The organism is Chryseobacterium viscerum, from assembly GCF_025949665.1.
Lineage (GTDB): Bacteria > Bacteroidota > Bacteroidia > Flavobacteriales > Weeksellaceae > Chryseobacterium > Chryseobacterium viscerum_A.
Map to the genome: position 1 here is coordinate 506022 of NZ_JAPDFT010000002.1, position 24412 is coordinate 530433.

The window sequence follows — 24412 nt, forward strand, 5'->3', positions numbered from 1 at the left end:
AAGCTGGGAGTTATAAAGTACAATGAATAATTAACTCATTGTATTCAATATTGTATGTTCTCAGCCTCCAGTTTATTTTTTCTTATGGCAGATTCCAGCGTAGCGATACTGCAGCGTAGAATGTACTTGCAAATCTTGGATCCGCTACTTTTTTGTCTCTGAAAATATTTTTGATCTTACGGTCATTTTCGTTGAAACTTCTCAGTATTGCCGTTCCACCTGTGAGACGCAACGTAAGTCTGTCATTGATTTTCAATTCTGGTCTGAGGCCCGCAGTGATCTGCTGGTAGCCCAACAGCATAGATTTTCCGCCTACATTTCTCTCTACCGTCATCCCGTTGAGATCTACAACAGCTTTTAAAGCAAATTTATCTGAAAACAGATAACCGGCTTCCATCCCTTGCGGGAAATTGATGTTGAACTTAATTTTTCCATTGGTCTTCCAGTCAAAATAAATCCATGGTAAAATCATAGGAACTCCAAAGGCAGTGGTAAGAACAGGCCCTCCACCCAATGAAAGATTAGGATTAAAATGTCTGATAAATAAAAGTCCTCCCTGTCCCAGCACATCATCAAAACTGACTCTTTCAAGGTCTGTATACACTCCCACCGATGCTGTCATCATCATACTCCACTTTTTACCTAAAGGTCTTAAATGCTGTATCCCGACCTGCGCATTCAGCATCTGATCCGGAAATAACTGGGTTTCGTAATTTTTGTGTGCCATCTTTGCGTAAGATCCGCTCAACAGCATAGACCACGACCTTACTTTCCCGTCGGTATCTTTTTTTACAGATAACGGAATACTGAGGTTAAGATCTATTCTTTTAAAATCACTTTTGGAATTCGTCTTTGTACTGTCTTCAGGGCGGATATAGTTTGAGCCCGGAATATATTCTGTTTTCAGTTCTGCAGAGATTCCGGATTGTGCACTTACCCAATAACCTAATGGCAATAAACAGCATAAAACCGTCGAAAGGGTTCTTTTCATATTTTAAATTTTATGCAAAGAGAGCCCTTTGGTTATTTTTTACAAAAATTACTTGATTAAGTGTCTGGATTGTATGACAACAGGATCAAATAAGAGGATGAGTTTCCGGATTAGAACTGGTATTTAAATTTTCTCTTTTTTGAGCTTTAAAAATGTGATATCCGAACCACACAGCAATCAATGCCATAGCAGAGCGTGTTACCACCATTGGAATTATAGAATCTGCTTCTAAAAACCCAAGTAATGCTGACATTAAAAACGTAACCATCAGCTGCATGAATCCAAGCAAAGCCGCCGCTGTTCCTCTTCCTTCTTTAAACGGAGACAACGCATGGGCAGATGTAATAGGAAACAAAATACCGATAGCCAGTAATGAAAGATAAAGCATCGCAATTTCCAGGGCTACAGAAACATTTTCAGCGGCAATCAGAATATGAAGAGAACATACAACCAGTAATACAATGGTAGCCGTAAATAAAAGCGATGAATTGCTTATCCTTTTGATCAGTTTAGGCGTAATATAAGCTGCTGTTATCAATGCCAGGGAATTAAAAGCAAATATAAAACTGAACACGCTGCTTGAGAAACCATGGATTTCCATAAATAAAAACGGCGCATTCGAGATGTAGATAATAAGGGAAGCAAACGCAATACTTCCCACCATCGTACTGTTGATAAAATCTTTATTGGAAATGATCATTTTCAGCTGGTCTTTTAATCCTTTTTCATTCATCAGATCCTCATCGGGAAGGTTGATTCTGCTATTCGTTTCCGGTACATATCTGTATACCATGAAAAGCGTTATCAGTCCCATAATGCATAAAAATCCAAAAGAACTGTTCCAGCCCCAGAATTTAAGGAAAACACTTCCCAGTAACGGAGCTACAATGGGAGCGATACCACTGATCTGAGACTGCTGGGAAAAGATGGTTACCGATTTCTGTTTATCATAAAGATCAATAATAATTGCCCTTCCGATAACAATTCCGGCACTTCCTCCGAACGCCTGCAGAAAACGCATTGCCCATAACACATAAATATCTGAGGTAAAATAGATAGCCGTTGCTCCTATAATAAAAAGTAAAAGCCCGCAATACAGCATGGGTTTCCTTCCTTTTTTATCGGATAAAGGTCCCCATAACAATTGCCCGAAAGCAAACCCGGCAAAGAACACCGAAATGGATATCTGAATATGTCCGATATCGGTATTAAAAATTTGGGCCATACTTGGGAAAGCGGGAAGATAAAGATCTATACTTAGCGACTCCAATGTGTTGAGCAGTGCTAAAATAAACACCACAATATTCAAATTCTTCTTCATAAAATACATAAGCCTTCACAGGCGGTTTTTCAGCTGCAAAGTTGATGTAAAAAGCATCATATTTCAATAAAAGAACTGAAGGAAGTATAGGACAAACTGAAGATTCAAATACAATAATAAATCAAAATTACTAATTTAAGCACATCATTACAGTAAATATTGAAGATTACCGTTTTTCATTATTCTTAAAGTTGTCAGGATTTTGGTTCGTATGTTTCTTAAAAAACCTTGAAAAATATGAAGCATCGTTAAAACCAAGTTTAAAAGCAATTTCCTTTACTGTGAGAGCTCCAAAGCTGAGTTCTCTTTTAGCTTCCAGGATAAGACGCTGGGAAATCATTTTTTTTACCGTTGTTCCTCTCAAAAGGCGCACAATATCATTAAGATGATGCGTACTTATCTTCAACTGATCAGCGTAGAAACCTGTTTCTTTATGTCCTATATAATGCCTCTCAATAAGTCCCACCAGTTCCTGAATGCGCTGACGGTCATTCAATAAAGGTTCCTGAGGGTTGATTTGCTCTCCGATGATGATACAAAATGCTTTCAGGTATGCCTTTAAGAGTTCAGTTCTTGATAATGTTTTATATTCCTGCTCAATCAGTGATATAATTGTACTGCAGGTTTTTTCGTTTTTCGGATTTAAAAAAAAGGGAAGTTCTCCTCCTGTGAGTACAGATTCTATATCACAGGCTTCGTTGAAAATCTCTCTGCTTATGGCCATTGCATACCCTTCCTCTCCTTCCAGTTTCATATTGAATGCCTGTCCCGGTGCAATGATACAGATCTGATTGTTTTCAAGTTTATAGCTTTCAAAGTCCAGTTCTAACCGGCTGTTTTCATACACCTCCCTGAACCAGATAATTTCAAAAAAATTATGCCGGTGAACATCGTGAAAATTCTCCGGGCCTGCCGCGCTCAGAGTACTCATCTGAAATTCTTCAGAAGTCAGATGGTGAACCGGGATTTCTTTTTCTGGTGTAATCATTACTGTATGATAAAGTAATTAACGATAAACAAAAACCACAGCAAAAAAAGTGCTGCGGTTTTCTTACAATATTTAAAATTAAATATAATTTTCGGTTTTATTGGTTTAAAAAAGCGTCCCAACCCTGAGCAGTAAGTGCTACCAGCTGGTTTGATCCTCTCGCTACCATAAAGTTTCCTTCTTCTTTGTCTACAGCATGTCCTATAATGGTAAAATCCGGGTGGTTTTTAATTTTATCAAAATCATCCGGTGAAATCGTGAACAGAAGTTCATAATCTTCACCACCACTTAAAGCAGTCATTACCGGATTCAGATTCATTTCATCTGCAGTAGAAATCGTAAGATTATCCAATGGTACTTTTTCTTCATACAACCTGAACCCTACTTTCGACTGATCTGAAAGGTGAAGAATTTCGGAAGCCAGACCATCTGAAATATCGATCATAGAAGTTGGCTTTATATCCAGTTCTTCCAGAATCGTTTTAACGTCTGTTCTTGCTTCAGGCTTCAGCTGTCTTTCCAGGATATAGTCGTATCCTTCCATTTCCGGCTGCATGTTCGGATCTGCAAGATACACAGCATGTTCTCTTTCCAGAATCTGTAAACCCATGTAGGCGCCGCCTAAATCTCCTGTTACCACAAGAAGATCATTAGGTTTTGCTCCGCTTCTTTTTACGATATTTTCTTCATTTTCAATCCCTACAGCAGTAATGCTCATTACCAGCCCTGAATTGGAACTTGTAGTATCTCCTCCAATCAGATCAACTTTGTATCTTCCACAAGCAGCTTGAATTCCGGAATAGATTTCTTCTAAAGCTTCCACCGGAAAACGGTTAGAAACGGCAAGAGAAACCAGTATCTGTGTAGGAGTTGCATTCATTGCTGCAATATCACTAAGGTTTACCACGACAGCTTTATATCCTAAGTGCTTCAACGGCACATACCCCAGATTGAAGTGCACTCCTTCCGCCAGTACATCTGTTGTAAGAACTACTTTTTTGTTATCAGGATTGATTACTGCCGCATCATCTCCCACTCCAAGCTCCGAAGACTCATTGGATAGCGGAAAATGTTCTGTCAAATGCTTAATAAGACCGAATTCTCCTAATTTTGAAATGGGCGTCAGCTCCTGTGATTTATCTTCAAACATGATTGTTTTGTATTAATGTCTAATGTAAAATGTATTAATGACTTTGAAAATCATCATCACCTTGAATTTTAAACTTTGAATTATTGAGTAAGTTCTGCCGGGTCTATGTTGTGTGGGTGGAAAGGAAATTTTTTAAAGTCTTCTTTTGACAATACAACAGTTTCCGGGCTTTTATACTTATTCATTGCTTCCACTACATCATCCGGCGGAGTGGTCATTTTTCTAAGCATCATATCAATCCATACTCCTGTAGCCTCTGCAGTAGCACAGTGCATTCCATCCGGTGTATAGAATTTATGTACGAAACGGTAGATAGAAGAATCTTCTGCACATCCGTCTATTTCTACACTTACAATGACGATCTGATCTGCGTAGATTTCTTTGAAGAAAGAATATCTTTCATGCAGGATCACAGGACCAATTCCCCATCTGCTTAGCTGGGTTACTCCCATTTTCTCTTTAGTCATAAAAGCCATTCTGGCTTGCGCACAATATTGTACATATGATGAGTTGGCTAAGTGCTTATTAGCATCAAGATCGCTCCATCGCACTTCAAATTTATGGTAGAAAATCATTTGAAAATCGTTTTTGGGTATTATAAAATAATAATCTTCAAAAATACTCAAATAAGATGGTTTATAAAAATTGTACTTTTGAAAAAATAATCTTCCGCATAGGATTACATATACATGAAACAGATCATTATTATCGGAGGCGGTGCTGCAGGCTTTTTCTGTGCATCCAATCTTGACGAAAAGAAATATACAATTACGATTTTAGAACAGAACTCGGATGTCCTTCAGAAAGTTAAAATTTCCGGAGGCGGACGTTGTAATGTGACTCACGCATGCTTTGACCCCAGAGAACTTGTTCAGTTTTATCCTCGTGGAAACAAGGAACTATTAAGTGTTTTCAGCAAATTTCAGCCCGGAGATACAATGGAATGGTTTGATCAACGTAATGTTCCGTTGAAAATTGAAAATGACAACAGAACTTTTCCTGAAAGCAATTCTTCTCAGACTATCATTAATACTTTTCTGAATGAAGCCCAAAAGAAAAATGTCTCTGTAAAAACAAAATGTACGGTAAAAGAAATTGAAAAGCAGGATGAAAAATATATTGTAAAAACCAATTCAGGGGATTTTGAGGCAGATTATATTGTTTATACTACCGGAAGCTCTCCAAAATCTTTAAAAATAGTTGAAAATCTGGGTCATAAGATTGTAGACCTTGTTCCTTCCCTTTTTACTTTTAATATTAAAGACGAATTGCTGAAAGATATTCCGGGAACAAGTTTTGAAAATGCAGGAATTTCAATCCCGAAGCTGAAAACCGAGGAAAGTGGGCCGCTGCTTATTACCCACTGGGGACTTTCCGGGCCTGCTGTTTTGAAAATTTCTGCATGGGAGGCTATAAGTCTGGCAAAACTCAAATATAACTTTGAAATTGAAGTAAATTTTATTTCGGTTGAAACGGATGAAGCAGAAGAAATTTTTAATAATTTTAAACAAAGCAATCCTAAAAAAACCATCGGACAGTCTAAGATCTTTGATATTACCAACAGATTCTGGCAGAAGATCTTAGATATTTCAAAAGTTGACCTCAACAAACAGGTGGCTAATATTTCCGGAAAGGAAATGCAGAAAATCCTTGAAAATCTTTGCAGGAAGAAATTTCAGGTGACCGGAAAATCAACTTTTAAAGATGAGTTTGTAACGGCCGGAGGTGTTGATTTAAAGGAAATTAACTTTAAAAACATGTCTTCAAAACTACTTCCAAATTTCTATATTGCCGGAGAAGTCTTAAATATAGATGCCGTAACGGGCGGTTTCAATTTTCAGGCATGCTGGAGTGAAGGATGGCTTATTGCACAGGATCTCAACACCTTATAAAAAAGTATTATTTTTACTAAAAACTATAAACATGAAAAAAAATCTCGGTTTCTTTCTTTTATTCTGGTTCTTTTTAGGATACAGCCAGGAAAAAACGATTGTCTCTGACTGGACTTCACTTACACAGGCTGTCAATATAGAAAATAAACCTAACTGGAACTTCCGTATAACAGCAAAAATCAGAAAAGATAATGAGGATAATGGTTCCAATTGCGGGTTATGGTGCAGAATAGATAATAAAGATGAGTCTACTAGTTTCTTTGAAAATCAATATTATGGAATCCAAGTAACCCATGAATGGAAAACCTACGAAATAAAAGGAACCGTCAATCCATCTGCGAAGACCATGAATATCGGAGCTTTTGCACAAAGCAACGGGGATTTTTATTTTGACGATTTTAAGTTGGAAGTCAATGATGGAAAGTCAAAAAAATGGACTGAAATTCCGCTGGAAAACTCAGGTTTTGAAAAAGAGATTGCATCTTCAAATGGTTGGTTTGAAGGAATCCGTTCTCAGAAAATAAAGCACGTAAAACATTTTACAATTGAAGCTTCAGATTACAAACCATTCAGTGGTAGCAAATCTTTGTTGATCAGAGGCCGTGGTATTATCGGAGCAATGCCGGAGGGAAAATTTATGGATGTTAATGGTATCAGATTATACTATGAAGTCTATGGAGAAGGTGAGCCGGTTCTTATGCTTCATGGCAATGGCCAATCCATCAGTGCCTTTATGAACCAAAAAGATACATTTGCTAAAAAATATAAAGTGATCATTATAGATTGCCGTGAGCGGGGAAGATCTACTTATGACAAAACGAAAGAACTTACTTTTGATATTCAGACAGAGGATATTAAGCAGTTTTTAGAAAAGCTGAACATCAAAAAAACAAAAATTCTTGGCTGGAGTGACGGAGGAATTCTCGCACTGTCTATGGCCATGAAATATCCGGAGATGGTAGACAAAATAGCATGCTCAGGAGCCAATATTTTTCCGGAAGGAGTTAAAGATAATGATTTAAAATCCATGAAAGAAATGCTCGTGGGCCTTACTAAAGAGAATAAAGACCATAAAAATGATATCTTTATTGATCTTCTCAATCTGGATTTGAAGTATCCTCAATGGAAGTATGAAGATCTGAATAAAATTCAGTGCCCATCATTGATCATTGCTGGTGATAGTGATCTTATAAAAACGGAACATACGGTAAAAATCGCAGAATCTATCTCAAAAGGACAATTAGCTATTATCCCCAATGCAAATCATTATGTTCCCGAAGAAAAACCAGAGCTGTTCAATGAATTGGTCATAGAGTTTTTTGAAAATAAATAACCAGAATACAAATTAAAGCATGAAAAAAATATCAGCATTCATTTTATGTCTTGGGTTTGGGCTCGTCTTTGCTCAGACACAGGAGGCCAAAACACAACCTGCAGAAAATCATTCCAGAGATAAGTATATGCCTGAACAAAGTAAACAGGCAGAATATCCCGGCGGGCTTTCAGTATTTATGCGGGAGGTAACTCAAAAAATTGATTCTAACCGAATAAAAGGGCCAAAAGGTAAATCCCATTCCAATGCAAAGTTCTCCGTTAATGCTAAAGGTGATATAGAAACGATTCAGATAACCGGAGACAATGAATCCCTTAATAATGAAGTGGAAAGAGTGATGAAATCTATGACCGCAAAATGGAAACCAGGAGAATATAAAGGAAACCCTGTACTTATTTGGTTTAATCTTCCTTTCATTGTCAATTTTGAATAATCAGGATGCTCTCGGCTAAAAGAAATATTTCTTCTTTCTTTAGAATCCTTCTTATCATAGGATTTGTATATTTCTTTTGGCTGATGTTAAAAATTACCTTAGAGTATATTCCATTGAATCCTGAGGTCAGTTTTCTGATGATTAAGCAGACGGAAGTTGTAGAAAGATCTGAATATCTTATATTTTTCTATACTCACGTATATACAAGTATTTTTGTCCTTCTTTCAGGATTTCTGGCTATTCTCAGACGGAATTTCGGACTGAAAAATTTCCATCGGAATATGGGAAAAGTGTATATTTTTCTCATTCTGATCTCTGCTGCACCTTCAGGAATTTATATGGGAATCTTTGCCAACGGAGGCCTTCTATCGAAGATTTCTTTTGTCATTTTAGGCTTTTTATGGTGGTTTTCAACGTTTAAAGCATATCAGCTGGCAAGACAGAAAAAATTTAAAGAACACAAACAATGGATGTGGCGCAGTTTCGCTTTTACATTATCTGCTATTACCCTGAGAATGTGGAAAGTTATTATTGTATATTTATTTCATCCCAATCCTATGGATGTGTATCAGATCATTGCATGGCTGGGCTGGATTCCCAATATCCTTATTATTGAATATTTAATCACAAAAAAACATCTATGAAAATTGTAAATTACACATTGATTTCCTTACTGGCCGTTTCTTTGGCAAGCTGCAAAAAAGAGGGGAAGACCAATGAATCAGGGAAAGATTCTCTCACCGCAAAAAAGGACTCTGTTGTTGTTCCTGAGGTTCACAAAGAATATTACGGAATTTATACCGGTGAGTTTGCCGGAATGGAAAAAGTAGTTGACGAGACAGACGGTTCAGAATATGATGTAGATAACTATAAAAGAATTTCTTTAAAGATCAACAGAATCACTAAGGACAGTGTTTACGGACAAAGTATCGTTAATGGCAATCAGCGTCCGTTCAGAGGAGTTTTCAATGAAGCATCAGCGTCTTTTGTACTGGATGAACCGGGAAATGACAAAACAGATGGAAGGTTTGAAGTAAAACTGAAAGGCGACAGCTTAACCGGAAAGTGGAATGCCTTTGATAAAACAACGGTTAAAGCGCCTTCAAAAACACTTAAACTGACTAAAAAAGAGTTTGTTTACAACCCTAATTTTATGTTGGATAAAGATTCTGATCTGGTAGACTGGTCCAATCCTAAGGAGTTTACAGAAAAGTACAAAGATGAAGATACCGGAAAGACAGAAAGCTATAAAACGTCTAAAAACCGTATAGCCTCAGAGGCAATTTTCAAGCTGAATGCATCCAAACAGAAACTGACTGAAAAAGATCTTAAAAATTTAAGAAAACTGGATCTTGAGATCATCAAAAATTCCGTATTTGCAAGACATGGCTACTCTTTCAAAAAAGAAACCTACAGAAATTTCTTTGAACAAACAGACTGGTACATTCCGGTTTCCAGCAATGTAGACAATGATCTTTCTCCTATGGAAAAGGAAAATGTGGCTTTACTGAACCGCTTTACCAAATATGCAGAGGATAAATATGACAGTTTTGGGAGATAGGTGCTAGGTTGCAGGTGTTAGGGATTAGGGGTTGAGGTTAAGTTTTCAGTTTTTGTCATCCTTACAATAAGATAGAGAATCAGGCAGCCTATGGCATAGCACAGGTTATCTATCCATGAGAAAGAATTACCGATAACAATATACATCAGGCTTCCAGGACGGAAGCCTAATTTTTCCGCAATATTGAAATACTGAGCAAATTCTATCAAAAAGGAAAAAATAAGAATCCCCAGAATCAGCTTTTCATTATTTACTTTTACAAAGCTCTTTACGAAAGTATAAAGAAGCATCACCACAATAACATCTCCCAGATAAGCTCTTACGAAGAAAATATGACTTAGTTTGGTGGCAATCAACACCTCTACAAGAAAAATAAATACGGTTAGAAGAAGATATTTCAGGCTGAATTGTAATTTCATTTCAAAATGGATTAGGCATAAAAAATCGGTGCTCAAAGAACACCGACTTATCTTTAGGAAAACAAATATATTATTTCTTTACTTTAATTGTACATCCGATGGCTACTGTTTTTGTCATTTTTACAGGATCTCCTTTGATCAGAGCATTTACGGCATCCTGAGCATAATATTCGGATACATCATTCGGATTATCATAATTATTGTCGATAGCACCAATATATTTCACGATATTCTTTCCGTTCTCTTTCTTCAGTACAAAAACATGTGGCGTCTTTGTGGCTCCGTACTGCGGATAAATTTTCTGCCCTTCATCTACCAGATACGGGAAAGTAAACCCTTTTTGCTTTGCTCTTTCTATCATCTGCTGATAGCCGTCTTCAGGCTGTACATTAGGATCATTGGGATTAATGGCGATTACCGGATATCCCTGAGCTTTATATTTTTTATCCAGCTCAATAATTCTATCTTCATATTTCTTGGCGTATGGGCAATGATTGCAGGTAAATACAACAATAAATCCTTTTGCACTCTTAAAATCGCTTAAAGAAACCATTTTGCCATCAATATTTTTAAGCTTAAAATCCGCAGCTTCATCTCCTACTTCATAGCCTTTTGCAGAAATATTCTCTTTCTTAGCTTTGCTTTTATCATGATCTGTTGTTGTAAAGCTCAGTAATCCAAGCCCAACAATCAGTGCAGTTACTAAAATTTTCAGGTTTTTCATAATAGATTATTTATTGTAGATTTTCTTTAATTGTTTTTTCAAGATCTTCTTTGCTCATTTCACCGTCATTGAAATGAAGTTTCACCCCGTTTTTATAGAACAGTGTTACAGGAATATTCCCATCCCAGTCTTTTTCAAACTTTGGAATCCAGGTATTCATTCTTTTAATATCATCCAGTAAGAGGACCTCAGCAGTAAGATTTTTATTTTTAATGAATTTTAATACTCTTTCTTTATCTGCCAGCCTGTCCAGTGAAACCAAAATCATTTTAAATTTCTGATTATCTGCATATTTCGTATTCACTTCAATAAAGTGAGGCAGCTCTTTCACACATGGGCCACAGGTTGTAGACCAGAAGTTGACCACAAGCAATTTATCTTTTTCCTGTTGAATTCTCTTCTCCAGATCTTCATATTTTAGTACAGGAACTTCAGTCTGCTGGGCTTTACAAACCATACCAAACAGAAGTATAGTGAATATTTTTATTAAGTCTCTCATATTAAAAATATAAGCTATTACATTTCAACAATATACAAAAATGAAATTTACCTATCTCATAAATCATTGACAAATGAACAACTTATTTTCATCAGAAAACATTTTTTTAATATTTTTACAGACTTAAAATTAAAACCATGAAAAAAACTTATTTGCTTCTGCCAATTTTCTTTTTGGCATCATGCTCAAGCAGCAACGATGATAATGATTCATCCAACAACAATGGAAACAACAATGATAACAATCCGGTTCTGGTAACGAAAATGACGATGGACGGAGATGTTTTGACGTTTTCTTATAACGGTTCAAAAATTAATCAGATCAAAAATCTTACTGAAGGAAGTGTAACTACATTTACCTATTCTGGTGATCTTATCTCACAATCTGTAGTTAATGGTTCAAATACCTCTCTTACAACTAAATATACTTATGACGGAAGTGGAAGATTAACTAAAAAAACAATTAACGGGATTGATTTCGGCGGAGCATGGAATTCAGAGTCTAACTACACTTATCAGGCCAACAACAATGTAAAAATAGTATATACTGCATCTACTTCAGCATCAACAAGAAGTGAAACAAGAAATGCTGTACTGAATGCTGATGGCTCAATGAGCAGTTGGACCGGTACTCTTTCAAGGACTCAGAATAATACTACTGAAACAGCAACTTCTACCTTAAAGACTGTGGTATATGATACAAAAAATGCTCCTTTGAAAAATATTACCGGATACCTGAAAATTGTTGATAATGAAGATGAAAGCGGATCTGCTCATAACACGCTAAGCTACAATCATATCATCAGTTACAATAATGGAACCGGAACTGAATGGACAATATTTAAATCTATTTTTGAATATAATACCAGCGGCTATCCTACAAAAGAAACCCGAAGCTATTATGATAAAACAGGAACCACAGCTACAGGTTCCACAGACATTAATACTTACGAATACAATCATTTATAATACAAGAGAGCCTCTAAGGCTCTTTTTTTTGCAGATATGTTAATTTTTTCACAACTAATAGAATTATATAAATCATTTTTATATATTTGAATTCAATCAAACTAAAAATACCATGAAAAATTCAAACACTCAAAAGAGAAAGCTTGTAAAAAGCGAATTGAAAGAAATTAACGGAGGGGCACTTCCTCCAAGATGCCTTCGCGGGTTCTGTATGCAGCCTGATTCAGGAGAGATGGTACCAGGTCTTGTAGGAAAAGACGGATTCTGCTGCTAATCAAAAAATTTCAAGAAAAATCAAATCAAAACTAAAATTACCATGAAAAAATCAAACATTCAAAAAAGAAAATTAACAAAAAGCGAATTGAAAGAAATTAACGGAGGTAACGGACCTATCGTATGTCCGGAAGGACTTTGTGATAGAGGTGACGGCGAGTTTGTAATCGGACCTGTAGGAAGAGACGGATATTGCTGTTAATATCAAAAAAAGCTTTGTTAGATAATAAAGGATTGAGGCAGCCCCTCAATCTTTTTTTGAATTAATATTTTAAACTAAAAAAAATATAACAATTTGACTCACAATATTTTGAACATAATAAAATAACTTGTAAATTAGCTTTTACCAAATTAAAATTATTATGAAAAATTTAAAAAATCAGAAAAGAAAATTAAACAAAACAGAACTGAAAGAGATCAGCGGTGGAGCTAACAGACCAATCTGCCCAAGAGTCATAAGCTGTACAGATCCGCGTACCGGAGAAGATCGGTATGGAGTTCCTGGTATGCAGGATGGATTCTGCTGCTAGTACAAAATAATAGTAAAAAAAAATGATTGGATTACCCTCCAATCATTTTTTTTATCGAATTAAGCTTCATCAAAGCTTCAATTGGTGTCAGCGTATTGATATCTATTTTCGTCAGCTCCTCACGGATATTTTCCAGAACAGGATCATCCAGCTGGAAGAAGGAGAGCTGCATATTTTCCTCAGTCACTCTTTTGATACTCTCAGAAGTATCTCCGCTTCCCTGAGTTCTGCTCGCTTCCAGGGTTTTAAGAATTTCATTTGCTCTGTTGACTACTTTAGCAGGCATTCCGGCCAGTTTTGCCACATGGATACCGAAACTGTGCTCGCTTCCACCCGGAATAAGTTTTCTCAGGAAAATGATATTTCCTTTATTTTCCTGAATAGAAACGTGAAAATTTTTCACTCTTTCAAAATTGACTGTCATCTCATTCAGTTCATGGTAATGAGTTGCAAACAAAGTCTTCGCCTGCGTTGGATGCTGATGAAGATATTCTGCAATTGCCCACGCAATAGAAACCCCGTCATAAGTGGAAGTTCCACGACCGATTTCATCCAGTAAAATCAGGCTTCGCTCTGAAATATTGTTCAGAATATTGGCTGCCTCGTTCATTTCTACCATGAAAGTAGATTCTCCTGCAGAGATATTATCTGTAGCTCCTACTCTTGTGAAGATCTTATCCAACATTCCTATTTCAGCATGTTTTGCGGGCACAAAACTTCCTATCTGAGCCAAAAGACAAACAATAGCCGTCTGGCGCAGAATTGCCGATTTACCGGCCATATTCGGCCCCGTCACCATAATGATCTGCTGGGAATCTTTATCCAGGAAGATATCATTTGGGATATATTTTTCACCCAGTGGGAGTGCATTCTCAATGATCGGATGTCTGGCTTCTTTTAAATCGATAGCATAGCCGTCATTTAAAACAGGCTTTGTATAACTCTCAGAAACTGCCAGTTCAGATAATCCGGCAGCCACATCAAGCTGAGCAATAATATTGGAATTCCCCTGAATCTGATCAATATAAACCATCGTTTCTGTACATAAGTTTCTGTACAGCGAAGTTTCCAGAACCCCTATTTTTTCTTCGGCACCCAGGATCTGGCTTTCATATTCCTTTAATTCTTCGGTAATATATCTTTCAGCATTCACTAAGGTTTGTTTTCTCAACCAATCATCAGGAACTTTATCTTTATGCGTATTTCGAACCTCAATATAATATCCGAAAACGTTATTAAAATCAATTTTAAGACTTGTAATACCTGTTCTTTCAATTTCTCTCTGGCACATTTCATCCAGAAAACCACGTCCCTTATTCTGTAAATTTCTCAGTCTGTCCAGCTCTTCAGAAACACCTTCTTTAATGATATTTCCTTTGGCAATGCTTACCGGAAGCTCTTCATTAAGATGATTCTGCAGGAACTTAATCAGTTCTTCAAGATCAAACAAGGGTTCCAGCCACGCCAGTACATCCGCATGAGGATGCAATAACGCTTTGATTTTATGGATATTGATTAAACTTTGGCGAAGATATCCCAGTTCCTTAGGTGAAATTTTCTCTGCAGCCAGTTTACCCATTAATCGGTCAAGATCAGAAATCGACTTCAGAAGCTGGCAGATCTCATATTTAAGATGGTCATTTCCATTTAAGAAATCAATCAGGGAAAGCCTTCTCATAATCTCATCCACTGATTTTAAAGGAAGAATGATTCTTCTTCGCAACAATCTTCCCCCCATTGGTGTAGAGGTTTTATCAATGATATCCAACAGTGATTTCCCTTGTGGATTGCTTGGATAAACAATTTCCAGGTTTCTAAGGGTAAAATTATCCATCATCAGATAATCTTCCTGTGGAATGATCTGAAGTTTTGTAATATGAGCCAGCAGGTTATGGTGCGTATCTTCTACCAGATACGCAAAAATAGCTCCTGCTGCAGTAATAGCCAGCGGAAGGTTTTCTACGCCAAATCCTTTTAAAGAATTGGTTTTAAAATGATTCGTTAATTTCTCGTAGGCAAAATTATATTGGAAAGCCCAGTCTTCCAGTTTAAAGGCACTCTTGTTCTTAATCTGCTCCGGAATCTGTACACTTCTCTGGTAAATGATCTCACTGGGATCAAAAGTATTGACAATATGCAGCAGCTTTTCCAGGTTTCCTTCACTTACCAGAAACTCTCCTGTAGAAATATCCACTAAAGCAATTCCATATTTCTCTTTTTCTTTGTGTAAAGAAAGCAGGAAATTATTCTTTTTTGAATTTAAAACCTGATCATTGAAAGTAACTCCTGGCGTAACCAATTCGGTGACTCCTCGTTTTACAATCCCTTTCACCATTTTAGGGTCTTCAAGCTGATCACAGATTGCCACCCTCATTCCCGCTCTTACCAGTTTCGGAAGATAAGAATCTATTGAATGATGCGGAAACCCTGCCAGTTCCACACTTCCTTCCCCATTGTTTCTTTTGGTAAGAACAATGCCCAGGATCTGGGATGTTTTCACAGCATCCTGCCCAAAAGTTTCATAAAAGTCCCCTACCCTGAAAAGTAAAAGCGCATCCGGGTATTTACCCTTGATGGTATTATACTGTGTCATTAATGGGGTTTCCTTCTTCGATTTTGCCATAGTAAAAAATGAGCCCCAAATTTAGAAAAATAAATTCAGGGTAAGAGAATTGTTTAGGGGTTAATCTTCTATACTTTTCTTTATCAGTAATTAATTGTATTTTCACCATCAAATCACATCATTCATGGAATTTCCTGTTTTAGAGACTGAAAGGCTTATTTTACGTCAGCTTACTTTCAATGATACCCAAGACCTGTTCGAGTATTTTTCTCTGGATGAAGTCATGGAATATTATGATCTGGAAACCTTCAAAACAGAAGAAGACGCCCGGCACATTATTCAGCACTTTAACAGTGAATTTGAAAAAGGGAAAGGATTCCGATGGGCGCTTGAACTTAAATCCAGTGGAAAAGTCATCGGAACCTGCGGCTTTCACAACTGGTACAGGGAACATTTCAGAGCTGAAATCGGCTATGAGCTTAATCCAATATTCTGGCAGCAGTCTTATATGAAAGAAGCCATCCTTCCCATTCTGACTTATGGGTTTGAAACCATGAGGCTTCATCGTGTAGATGCTTTCATTGATCCTTCCAATATTTCTTCTGAAAAGCTGCTGTCTTCATTAAACTTCAGCAAAGAAGGAACGTTAAAAGATTATTTTTTTGAAAAAGGAAAATTCGTAGATGCAACCATCTTCGGGCTTATCAATAAATAAATTGATCTTAAATTTAACGCGAAGAGACAAAGAGAATTGGTTCTTCCTATTTTTCGTTCGCTAAGGCATTTCATTTAGCTATTGAATGCTTGTTCCGCTGAGTGAAACGACTTTGCGAACGTTTATCAGCAGATAGCCCTGAGCCTTGCGTTTAATGCGTTAAAATTGACAAAATTTCTTCGCTGAGTGAAACGCCCTTGCGAACCTTTATCAGCAGGTATCCCTAAACCTTGCGCTCATTGCGTTAAAATTGTCAAACGTATAATATTTTATTTGTCTGAAAGGTGTTTTTCCAAAGCATCTGAACTTTTCTTGTAGGCCCATTTCTGCTTGTAATCCACCCATTTGGCTTTAAAAAGTTTACGCATGAGTTTATCCGTGTATCGCATAATGAAAACGTGATACAGCATATTGGCAAATACGTTCGGTTTATTGGGAAGAGCTCTTAATGATAGTGAAAAACCTGGTTCCAGATATCTGTTGAAGTGCCAGAAAGCTCCCGGAATAAAAAGTGCATCGCCGTGTTCCATAAAAATCTCATATCCTTTTGCATATTTCAGTGCCGGAAATTTTTCGTAATCAGGATTTTCATAGTCTACCTCATAAACCGTATGAACTGATAAAGGAACCTTATATAAAAATGGAGACTGTTTCTGATCAAACAAAAGAATTCTTTTCTTTCCTTCAAAATGGATATGCATAAAATCACCTAAATCAACATCATAGTGCATTAAAACATGGGCTTCACTTCCCCCGAAGAATAACGTTGGAAGTCTTTTAAAAAACTTTATTCCAAGATCCGGATAGGTGAAATTTTTCAGCAGCTCGGGAAGTCTGTCTGTAATGATATAGAAAAAGATACGCAGATCTGAGGGTTTACTTTTTATGGTATCAATATAGTCCCTCATTTTCATTTGGGCTACCGGAGCATCAGAGCTTTTGGCTGCATCTGCAGGCTTATTGTCATACAGCGGAACTTCCTGATCTCCCGCTTTTTCCCGGATGTAAGCCAGGTTCCATTTATCAAAAGCATCCCATCGGCTGGCAAAATTCTTAATCAAAAGAGGTTTTTGCTTTTTAAAATAATTCTTCTGAAAATCTTCTTTACTAATATCATTTACAGTATCTACGTTTTCGAGGATCATGTACTTTGTATTTAATGCGAAATAAAAATAGTGTTTTTTTGAAACTTGTAAAAATTTAAAAAGAAGAGAAATAAGCTAAAGAAGAAAATTAGTGCAATTCCACAGTACAAAAAACAACGCCTTCTTACCATTTTACTCAAAGCTTAGGCAATAGATACATTATGATAGAGATAATTCCTCCCAAAACAATAACTGCGCAGCCTTGCGGGCCTTTAGAGCTTCTTCTGCCATATTTATTCACATAATGACCGCTTACCCAGGTTCCGTTTTTTTTAAAGTGTCCTTTTCTATAATATCCCATATTTTAGTTTTAATACAAAATAAGGAGGTCTCTCAAAATAAATATTACGGTTTTCCGTAAATCAGCACTAAATGAAAAAAAATTATATTTGTGGTAACAAGTGAATTTATGAGAGTCTACAATACCAAACATTTCCTTAAAATTCTTTTCAGTTTACACAAAAGTGATACGTTGAAAATTCTTTTTCCAAGTATGCTTCTTATAGGATTGTACTCCTGGGGAATTCAGTATCTGGAAGTAGAATATCTGCACCTTACCTCAAAATCAGGAATCAGTAACGTGGGAATGATTCACTCTCTGCTGGGTTTCGTACTTTCGCTTTTATTGGTTTTCAGGACCAATACGGCCTATGACAGATGGTGGGAAGGCCGAAAGCTTTGGGGAAAATTGGTAAATGATACCAGAAATTTCGCGGTAAAAATAAATACTATTCTTGGTGACAACCGTCAGGATGCCGAGCAGATTGCAAGATATTTAAAATATTTCCCTCACTTTTTAGCCAAACATCTTTCAAAGGAATCTACAAGGCTTGCTTTGGATGGAGATTATTCTGAAATTGAAAATTCTTTAAAAAATCACGGCCCCAGTGAAATGGTTATCCTTCTCACTCATAAATTGAACCAGCTAAAAAAAGAAGGAAAAATCTCAGAGATTGAAATGCTGTATCTAGATACTCAACTTTCAGGATTTCTGGATGTATGCGGAGGCTGTGAAAGAATCAAAAACACTCCGATTCCTTATTCTTATTCTTCTTTCATCAAGAAATTTATTATCCTGTATGTTTTTGCCCTGCCTATTGCTTACGTGATCACCATTGGTCTTTTCATGATTCCGCTTACGGTTTTTGTATACTATGTTTTAATGAGTCTTGAGCTTATTGCAGAAGAAATTGAAGATCCTTTCAACAATGACGAAAATGATATTCCTATGGAAACATTAGCGCAGAATATTGAAAAAAATGTGCATCAGATTATGATCAGAAAATAAAAAATCAAGCTTTTAAAGCTTGATTTCTTTGAGTTCGCCGTCCTGTTTTATCTCTACAAATTTACTCTCTCTGTTGGCAGCAGAATATCCGTAGAAAAACGTGCTGTATATAGGAGTAGAATATAAATAGGCTCCATATCCGTTATAAGCATTTGAAGTCCCGGTCTGTTGCTGGTAACTTGCCGTCGCCGTAAAATTTACGATCGTTTCAAGATAATATTTCCCAGGTTTAAGTTTTTCGAATTTAAATCTGCCGTGATCATCTGTTAAAGCTTCTACTCTGTATTTAAAAGCTTCTTCAGACATATATACCGTTGTTTTTTTATTTTCATATTTCTTTCTCATGTCATAAAATTCCTCAAAATAAGGAGTTACAGGAAAAAGCATGACAACAGTTCCTTTGGGTGCATAATGTTTTTCTCCAAGCAAAGGTTTGATACCCCAATTATTTTTTTGTTTTGTGGAAGCAACGCCTTCAATCGTGGAATTTCCGAATCCCAGCATGTCTCTGGCTAATTTTTTATCGAAAAATGCTTGAGGATAATACGTATTTTGTGCTTCCAGATACATAAATCCCCACATCAACATGAATAATGTGAATAATTTTTTCATAGTATATTTTTGAGTCAAATATAAGTATTTTACTATTTTTGAAATAAAAATAGCTATGAAGTACATGTTTCTATTGTTTTTTTCCACTTCTGTCATGATTACGGCACAGAAACCTTGTGGATATAAAAACGGATTGCAGGAAGGTTCCTGCAAAGAATTCTATGACAACGGACAGGTAAAAAATACAGTAGAATGGGAAAAAGGAAAGCTGGACGGAGATGCTGTTTTTTATTATGATAACGGAAAAGTACAGTCTAAAGGAGAATACAAGAAAGGATTCAAAGTAAAAGAATGGTCTTATTTTGATAAGAATGGAGTACTTACTTCCAAAGAGGCTTTCAGAAACGGAGAAAAGAATATTTATGATAACAGTCTTACAGCTACTTTTTATTCTCCAACCGGAAAAATAACTGAAATTTCGAATTATAAATTCAATAAATTACAGGGTGAAAGCAAAACCTTCCATGAAGATGGAAAATCAGTGAAAGACATCGGCCAGTATGACAACGGCCTTGCTACCGGAAAATGGAAAGTGTTTTATCCATCAGGAAAGTTACAGCGCGAAACTGAGCTTGCCAACGATAAGAGAAACGGCAACAGAGTTCATTACCGTGAAGACGGAAGCATAGAAAAAACAGAAGTCTATAAAGACGGAAAATTAATCTCAACAAAATAATACAATTGGTACAGAAACTAAAACTGGAAGAACTTAACAGAATAGATGTAGAAACATTTAAGAAGGTTGAAAAAATTCCGTTGGTCATCATTTTAGATAATATAAGAAGTATGCATAATGTAGGTGCAGCCTTCAGAACAGCAGATGCTTTTTTAATTGAAAAAATCGTTCTTTGTGGAATTACACCGCAGCCACCCCATCGTGAAATTCATAAAGCGGCATTGGGAGCAACAGAAAGTGTAGACTGGTCTCATGAAGCAGAAACCAATACAGCGATTTCTGATCTGAAAAGCAAAGGATACGAAATCATTGGAATTGAGCAGACTACCGGCAGTCAGCTTATCACTGAATTTACGATTGACAGATCGAAAAAATATGCCTTGATTTTAGGAAATGAAGTAGAAGGAATCAGTGATGAAGTACTTCCTAATATTGATGTGTTTTTAGAAATTCCGCAGCTTGGAACCAAACATTCTCTTAATGTAAGTGTGTGCGCCGGAATTGTGATGTGGGAATTTGCTAAAGCATTAAAATAAAAAAACTGCATATGTCATTAGTAGACAGTGCAGTTTGAAATAAATCTAATAAAAAGTAAAAATGAAAGGCGACAAAGGTACTTTATTTTTCTTTACAAACAAATTTTGATGGCATTTTTTTTGTTTCAGCTTAAAAAAAGTCGGGTTTTCAGAAAAAGTTTCATTTAATTTTTTATAAATTAGCACAATGTTTATCAAGGACTATATCTCAAAAGACTTTCCATGTTTTAGCCTGTCTGACTCCATAGAGTCGGCCAGAAATATGTTGGAAGATTTTGGATATTCTCATGTTTTCATCAAAAAATCCCACCACTTCTACGGAGCTCTTGCAATGGACTTTTTGTATGAAGAAGATGGGGGAGCTTTGAAAGATCTTGAACACCAGATTGAACGGTTCGCTATCCTGGAAGACAGTAATATAATGGACAGTATCCGTCTGTTTTATACCTTCAGCAGCAATGTGATCCCGGTGATTAATAAAAACGAAAAATATCTGGGGTATATTACCTGTGAAGATGTTTTTCAGGACCTTTCCCGTTATCCTTTATTTTCAGAAACAGGAGCTATTCTTACTGTAGAAACTCCTGCCAGAAAATATTCTATGACGGAAATTACCAATATCGTAGAAAGCAACAACTCGAAGTTTTATGGAGGGTTTATAAGCTTTATGTCTGAAGAAGTGGTCCAAATCACAATTAAGATCAGCAATGAAAACCTGGCCTCGATAGACTCTACATTTGACCGGTATGACTACAGAATTGTTGAAAAATATTATTCTGATGAGAAATCCGATCTGTTTAAAGACCGATTTGGTTTTTTACAAAAATTCATAGAAATATAACATGAAGGCAGCCATATATTCTCAGAAAAAAGATCTTGATACTTTTTTATATTTAAGCAAGTTTATCTCTGAACTTGAAGCCAGAGATGTAAAATCTGTTCTGTATGATGAAATGGCTGAAGCGCTTCAGTTCTCAAAAATTTTTGAAACTTTCAACTGTAAGCAGGATCTTCTCGATAAGGAAGTTGATCTGTTTTTTACTTTCGGTGGAGACGGAACCATTGTAAATTCTTTAACGTTCATTGAAGATCTTGAGATTCCTGTCGTAGGAGTGAATACCGGAAGACTTGGTTTTTTGGCTTTTTTCACTAAAGAGGAAGCTTTTAAAGAACTTGATTCCATTTTAAAAGGAAATGTGAAGACGAGCCGCCGTTCGGTCATTGAAGTCGTTTCTCCAAAGCTTGAAGGATCTTTTCCTTATGCCCTGAACGACGTTACCGTTTCAAGAAAAGAGACAACCTCAATGATTACGGTAGATTCTTACATCAATGATGAGTTTCTGAATGTATTCTGGGGTGATGGTGTTATTATTTCCACTCCCACCGGTTCTACCGCCTACTCTTTGAGCTGCGGAGGACCCATCATTTCTCCAAACAACGAAAATTTTGTCATTACTCCCATTGCCCCTCACAATCTGAACGTGAGACCTTTAGTAGTAAATGACAAAGTAGAAATAAAATTCAGGGTAGAAAGCCGTGTTCCTCAATATTCGCTTTCCCTTGACTCCCGACTGATACATATAGAAACCGATAAGGAAATTATCATCAAAAAGGCAGCATTCCAGCTTCTTCTGGTACAGCCCAACAGTTTAAGTTTCTATGAAACGATCCGTCAGAAGCTACTTTGGGGAAGAGATAAAAGAAATTAGTCATTTCTTAAAAATGATTACCTTTACACGAAATTAAAACACCTAATAAATTTATAATAAAAAGTAAAACATGAGCAGAATTTTTCCGGCAGGAGTTGCCACAGGTCAGTTAGTTACTGATATTTTTCAGTATGCTAAAGAAAACAAGTTTGCATTACCTGCAGTAAACGTAATTGGATCAAGCAATGTAAACGCTGTGATGGAAACTGCAGCGAAATTGAACTCTCCTGTAATTATTCAGTTTTCAAATGGTGGAGCTGCTTTTAACGCAGGGAAAGGATTAAGCAATGACGGACAAAAGTCTGCAATCTTAGGAGCAATTGCTGGAGCAAAACATATTCACACTCTTGCAGAAGCTTACGGAGCAACAGTAATACTACACACAGACCACTGTGCAAAGAAATTACTTCCTTGGATCGACGGATTGATGGATGCTAACGAAGAATTCTTCAAGCAGACAGGAAAATCTCTTTACTCTTCTCACATGTTAGACCTTTCTGAAGAGTCTTTAGAAGAAAACCTTGAGATTTCAGCTCAGTATTTCGAAAGAATGGCTAAGCTTCAGATGACTCTTGAAGTAGAAATCGGAGTAACAGGAGGTGAAGAAGACGGTGTTGACAACTCAGACGTTGATAACTCAAAATTATATACTCAGCCTGAAGATATAGCTTACACTTATGAAAAACTAAAAGCTATTTCTGACAACTTTACCATTGCTGCGGCTTTCGGTAACGTACATGGAGTTTACAAGCCAGGAAACGTAGTTCTTACTCCAAAAATCCTTGACAATTCTCAGAAATATGTTCAGGAGAAATTCGGAACGGCTGCTAAACCTGTTAACTTTGTATTCCACGGAGGTTCTGGATCTACTTTAGAAGAAATCAGAGAAGCTATCGACTACGGAGTTATCAAAATGAATATCGATACTGACCTTCAGTTTGCATATACAGAAGGCGTTAGAGATTACATGGTAAACAATATTGATTATTTAAGAACTCAAATCGGAAACCCTGAAGGAGAGGAAAAACCTAACAAAAAATTCTATGACCCAAGAGTTTGGGTAAGAAAAGGTGAAGATACATTCTCTACAAGATTGGTGAAAGCATTTGAAGATTTAAATAACGTAAATACTTTAAAATAAGAACTGTACATTTGTACCAATGTAAAGAGTATTCATGAGGAATACATTTACATTGGTACATTTTACATTTATACATTAATACAAGCAAAAATGGCATTCGACTGGTTTAAAAGAAAAGCAAAAAACATTACCACTTCTACTGATGAAAAAAAGGACGTTCCCAAAGGCCTGTGGCATCAGACTCCATCCGGAAAAGTTGTGGAACATGATGAACTAAAGAGAAATAACTATGTTTCTCCTGAAGACGGATTTCATGTAAGAATAGGAAGTGCGGAATTTTTTGACATCCTTTTTGACGGTGGTAAATTTACCGAACTGGATGCCAATGTTGAAAGTATTGATATCTTAAACTTCAAAGATACAAAGCCTTACAAAGACCGTCTGAAAGAAGTAAAAGCTAAGACCAAGCTTACTGATTCTATCAGAAATGCTGTAGGAACTGTAAAAGGAACTGAAATGGTAGTTTCTTGTATGGATTTTGCTTTCATCGGTGGATCTTTGGGTTCTGTAATGGGAGAAAAGATCAGAAGAGCAGTAGATTACTGTATCCAGCACAAACTTCCGTATATGATTATCTGTCAGTCCGGAGGTGCAAGAATGCAGGAAGCCACTTACTCTTTGATGCAGCTGGCAAAAGTTCAGGCTAAATTGGCTCAGCTTTCTGAGGCAGGACTTTTATACATCGCTTATCTTTGTGACCCTACATTCGGAGGAATCACAGCTTCTTTCGCAATGACTGCTGATATCATCATGGCAGAACCGGGAGCATTGATCGGTTTCGCAGGACCAAGAGTAATCCGTGAAACAATCGGTAGAGATTTACCGGAAGGATTCCAGACATCAGAATTCTTACAGGAAAAAGGATTTGTAGATTTCATCGTAAAAAGAACTGAAATTCAGGATACTGTGGCTAAAACAGTTAATTTATTAGCTGTAAAAGCATAG

Annotated in this window: 29 protein-coding genes; 17 read left to right on the plus strand and 12 right to left on the minus strand. The window is 36.6% G+C overall.

The annotated features are described in order from the left end of the window. Positions 1-82 precede the first annotated feature (82 nt). From OL225_RS16395 to OL225_RS16415, 5 genes are all read right to left on the minus strand, one after another. Positions 83-991 carry a DUF6268 family outer membrane beta-barrel protein gene (locus tag OL225_RS16395; protein WP_047376026.1) on the minus strand — a complete coding sequence of 303 codons (909 nt, stop codon included), beginning with the start codon at positions 989-991 and terminating at the stop codon, positions 83-85. A gap of 85 nt (positions 992-1076) precedes the next feature. Continuing rightward, positions 1077-2312, minus strand: coding sequence for a multidrug effflux MFS transporter (locus OL225_RS16400; RefSeq protein ID WP_264518947.1), 1236 nt, complete (start codon positions 2310-2312; stop codon positions 1077-1079). A gap of 166 nt (positions 2313-2478) precedes the next feature. Next, the gene (locus OL225_RS16405) at positions 2479-3300 is read right to left on the minus strand and encodes a helix-turn-helix domain-containing protein (protein ID WP_264518948.1); all 822 of its coding nucleotides are present in this window, start codon (positions 3298-3300) and stop codon (positions 2479-2481) included. Between the two features lie 97 nt (positions 3301-3397). Beyond that, entirely contained in the window at positions 3398-4450 is a 1053-nt protein-coding gene (gene thiL / locus OL225_RS16410; protein WP_047376017.1) for a thiamine-phosphate kinase, read from the minus strand. Between the two features lie 80 nt (positions 4451-4530). After that, positions 4531-5025, minus strand: a complete 495-nt coding sequence (locus tag OL225_RS16415; protein ID WP_047376015.1) for an acyl-CoA thioesterase — start codon at positions 5023-5025, stop codon at positions 4531-4533. Positions 5026-5139: 114 nt separating this feature from the next. Between OL225_RS16415 and OL225_RS16420 the strand changes: the two genes are divergently transcribed. From OL225_RS16420 to OL225_RS16440, 5 genes are read left to right on the plus strand one after another with little or no spacing between them, the layout of a single operon-like run. After that, on the plus strand, positions 5140-6342 hold the full coding sequence (locus tag OL225_RS16420; RefSeq protein WP_264518949.1) for an NAD(P)/FAD-dependent oxidoreductase: 1203 nt from the start codon (positions 5140-5142) through the stop codon (positions 6340-6342). A gap of 31 nt (positions 6343-6373) precedes the next feature. Beyond that, positions 6374-7675 carry an alpha/beta fold hydrolase gene (locus tag OL225_RS16425; protein WP_264518950.1) on the plus strand — a complete coding sequence of 434 codons (1302 nt, stop codon included), beginning with the start codon at positions 6374-6376 and terminating at the stop codon, positions 7673-7675. Between the two features lie 19 nt (positions 7676-7694). After that, on the plus strand, positions 7695-8108 hold the full coding sequence (locus OL225_RS16430) for an energy transducer TonB (protein WP_264518951.1): 414 nt from the start codon (positions 7695-7697) through the stop codon (positions 8106-8108). A 5-nt stretch (positions 8109-8113) separates the two neighbouring features. Then, entirely contained in the window at positions 8114-8752 is a 639-nt protein-coding gene (locus tag OL225_RS16435; protein ID WP_413541855.1) for a DUF2306 domain-containing protein, read from the plus strand. Next, a complete protein-coding gene (locus OL225_RS16440) occupies positions 8749-9669 on the plus strand; it encodes a YARHG domain-containing protein (RefSeq protein ID WP_047376006.1) in 921 nt (306 codons plus the stop codon). Before OL225_RS16435 ends, OL225_RS16440 begins: the two co-directional genes overlap by 4 nt. A 17-nt stretch (positions 9670-9686) precedes the next feature. Here the strand turns inward: OL225_RS16440 and OL225_RS16445 are convergent, their stop codons facing one another. From OL225_RS16445 to OL225_RS16455, 3 genes are all read right to left on the minus strand, one after another. After that, on the minus strand, positions 9687-10088 hold the full coding sequence (locus OL225_RS16445) for a DUF2809 domain-containing protein (RefSeq protein WP_047376004.1): 402 nt from the start codon (positions 10086-10088) through the stop codon (positions 9687-9689). 70 nt (positions 10089-10158) lie between these two features. Further along, positions 10159-10812: a thioredoxin family protein gene (locus tag OL225_RS16450; protein ID WP_264518953.1), complete on the minus strand. Its 654-nt coding sequence runs from the start codon at positions 10810-10812 to the stop codon at positions 10159-10161. Positions 10813-10822: 10 nt separating this feature from the next. Further along, complete coding sequence (locus tag OL225_RS16455; RefSeq protein ID WP_264518954.1) at positions 10823-11311, minus strand: TlpA family protein disulfide reductase; 489 nt, start codon at positions 11309-11311, stop codon at positions 10823-10825. A gap of 137 nt (positions 11312-11448) precedes the next feature. On the opposite strand from OL225_RS16455, the gene OL225_RS16460 reads away from it, so the two are divergent. From OL225_RS16460 to OL225_RS16475, 4 genes are all read left to right on the plus strand, one after another. Beyond that, on the plus strand, positions 11449-12279 hold the full coding sequence (locus tag OL225_RS16460) for a hypothetical protein (RefSeq protein WP_264518955.1): 831 nt from the start codon (positions 11449-11451) through the stop codon (positions 12277-12279). A gap of 112 nt (positions 12280-12391) precedes the next feature. After that, the gene (locus tag OL225_RS16465; protein ID WP_156118377.1) at positions 12392-12553 is read left to right on the plus strand and encodes a hypothetical protein; all 162 of its coding nucleotides are present in this window, start codon (positions 12392-12394) and stop codon (positions 12551-12553) included. Positions 12554-12595: 42 nt separating this feature from the next. Beyond that, on the plus strand, positions 12596-12754 hold the full coding sequence (locus tag OL225_RS16470; RefSeq protein ID WP_156118376.1) for a hypothetical protein: 159 nt from the start codon (positions 12596-12598) through the stop codon (positions 12752-12754). A 160-nt stretch (positions 12755-12914) separates the two neighbouring features. Continuing rightward, positions 12915-13082, plus strand: a complete 168-nt coding sequence (locus tag OL225_RS16475; protein ID WP_156118375.1) for a hypothetical protein — start codon at positions 12915-12917, stop codon at positions 13080-13082. A gap of 31 nt (positions 13083-13113) precedes the next feature. Here the strand turns inward: OL225_RS16475 and mutS are convergent, their stop codons facing one another. Beyond that, on the minus strand, positions 13114-15705 hold the full coding sequence (gene mutS, locus OL225_RS16480) for a DNA mismatch repair protein MutS (RefSeq protein ID WP_047375995.1): 2592 nt from the start codon (positions 15703-15705) through the stop codon (positions 13114-13116). 124 nt (positions 15706-15829) lie between these two features. Here mutS and OL225_RS16485 point away from each other — a divergent pair, with 124 nt between their 5' ends. Then, complete coding sequence (locus OL225_RS16485) at positions 15830-16360, plus strand: GNAT family N-acetyltransferase (RefSeq protein ID WP_047375992.1); 531 nt, start codon at positions 15830-15832, stop codon at positions 16358-16360. A 269-nt stretch (positions 16361-16629) separates the two neighbouring features. Here OL225_RS16485 and OL225_RS16490 read toward each other — a convergent pair whose 3' ends face one another. Both OL225_RS16490 and OL225_RS16495 read right to left on the minus strand, forming a co-directional pair. After that, on the minus strand, positions 16630-17505 hold the full coding sequence (locus OL225_RS16490) for a cupin-like domain-containing protein (RefSeq protein ID WP_264518956.1): 876 nt from the start codon (positions 17503-17505) through the stop codon (positions 16630-16632). A 136-nt stretch (positions 17506-17641) separates the two neighbouring features. Then, entirely contained in the window at positions 17642-17806 is a 165-nt protein-coding gene (locus tag OL225_RS16495; RefSeq protein WP_156118374.1) for a hypothetical protein, read from the minus strand. A 90-nt stretch (positions 17807-17896) separates the two neighbouring features. Between OL225_RS16495 and OL225_RS16500 the strand changes: the two genes are divergently transcribed. Continuing rightward, a complete protein-coding gene (locus tag OL225_RS16500) occupies positions 17897-18793 on the plus strand; it encodes a bestrophin family protein (RefSeq protein ID WP_264518957.1) in 897 nt (298 codons plus the stop codon). A 12-nt stretch (positions 18794-18805) separates the two neighbouring features. Here OL225_RS16500 and OL225_RS16505 read toward each other — a convergent pair whose 3' ends face one another. Beyond that, the gene (locus OL225_RS16505) at positions 18806-19405 is read right to left on the minus strand and encodes a hypothetical protein (protein WP_255813308.1); all 600 of its coding nucleotides are present in this window, start codon (positions 19403-19405) and stop codon (positions 18806-18808) included. Positions 19406-19460: 55 nt separating this feature from the next. Between OL225_RS16505 and OL225_RS16510 the strand changes: the two genes are divergently transcribed. The 6 genes from OL225_RS16510 to accD all read left to right on the plus strand — a co-directional run bounded on the left by OL225_RS16510 (position 19461) and on the right by accD (position 24412). Beyond that, a complete protein-coding gene (locus tag OL225_RS16510; RefSeq protein ID WP_264518958.1) occupies positions 19461-20081 on the plus strand; it encodes a toxin-antitoxin system YwqK family antitoxin in 621 nt (206 codons plus the stop codon). Positions 20082-20086: 5 nt separating this feature from the next. Beyond that, complete coding sequence (locus OL225_RS16515; RefSeq protein WP_264518959.1) at positions 20087-20617, plus strand: RNA methyltransferase; 531 nt, start codon at positions 20087-20089, stop codon at positions 20615-20617. A gap of 187 nt (positions 20618-20804) precedes the next feature. After that, positions 20805-21458, plus strand: a complete 654-nt coding sequence (locus OL225_RS16520) for a CBS domain-containing protein (protein ID WP_264518960.1) — start codon at positions 20805-20807, stop codon at positions 21456-21458. A 1-nt stretch (position 21459) separates the two neighbouring features. Further along, positions 21460-22326 (plus strand): NAD kinase, encoded by an 867-nt coding sequence (locus OL225_RS16525; RefSeq protein WP_047375982.1) that lies wholly within the window; start codon positions 21460-21462, stop codon positions 22324-22326. Between the two features lie 70 nt (positions 22327-22396). After that, positions 22397-23467, plus strand: coding sequence for a class II fructose-bisphosphate aldolase (gene fbaA / locus OL225_RS16530; RefSeq protein WP_047375980.1), 1071 nt, complete (start codon positions 22397-22399; stop codon positions 23465-23467). Between the two features lie 90 nt (positions 23468-23557). After that, entirely contained in the window at positions 23558-24412 is an 855-nt protein-coding gene (accD, locus tag OL225_RS16535) for an acetyl-CoA carboxylase, carboxyltransferase subunit beta (protein ID WP_027372091.1), read from the plus strand.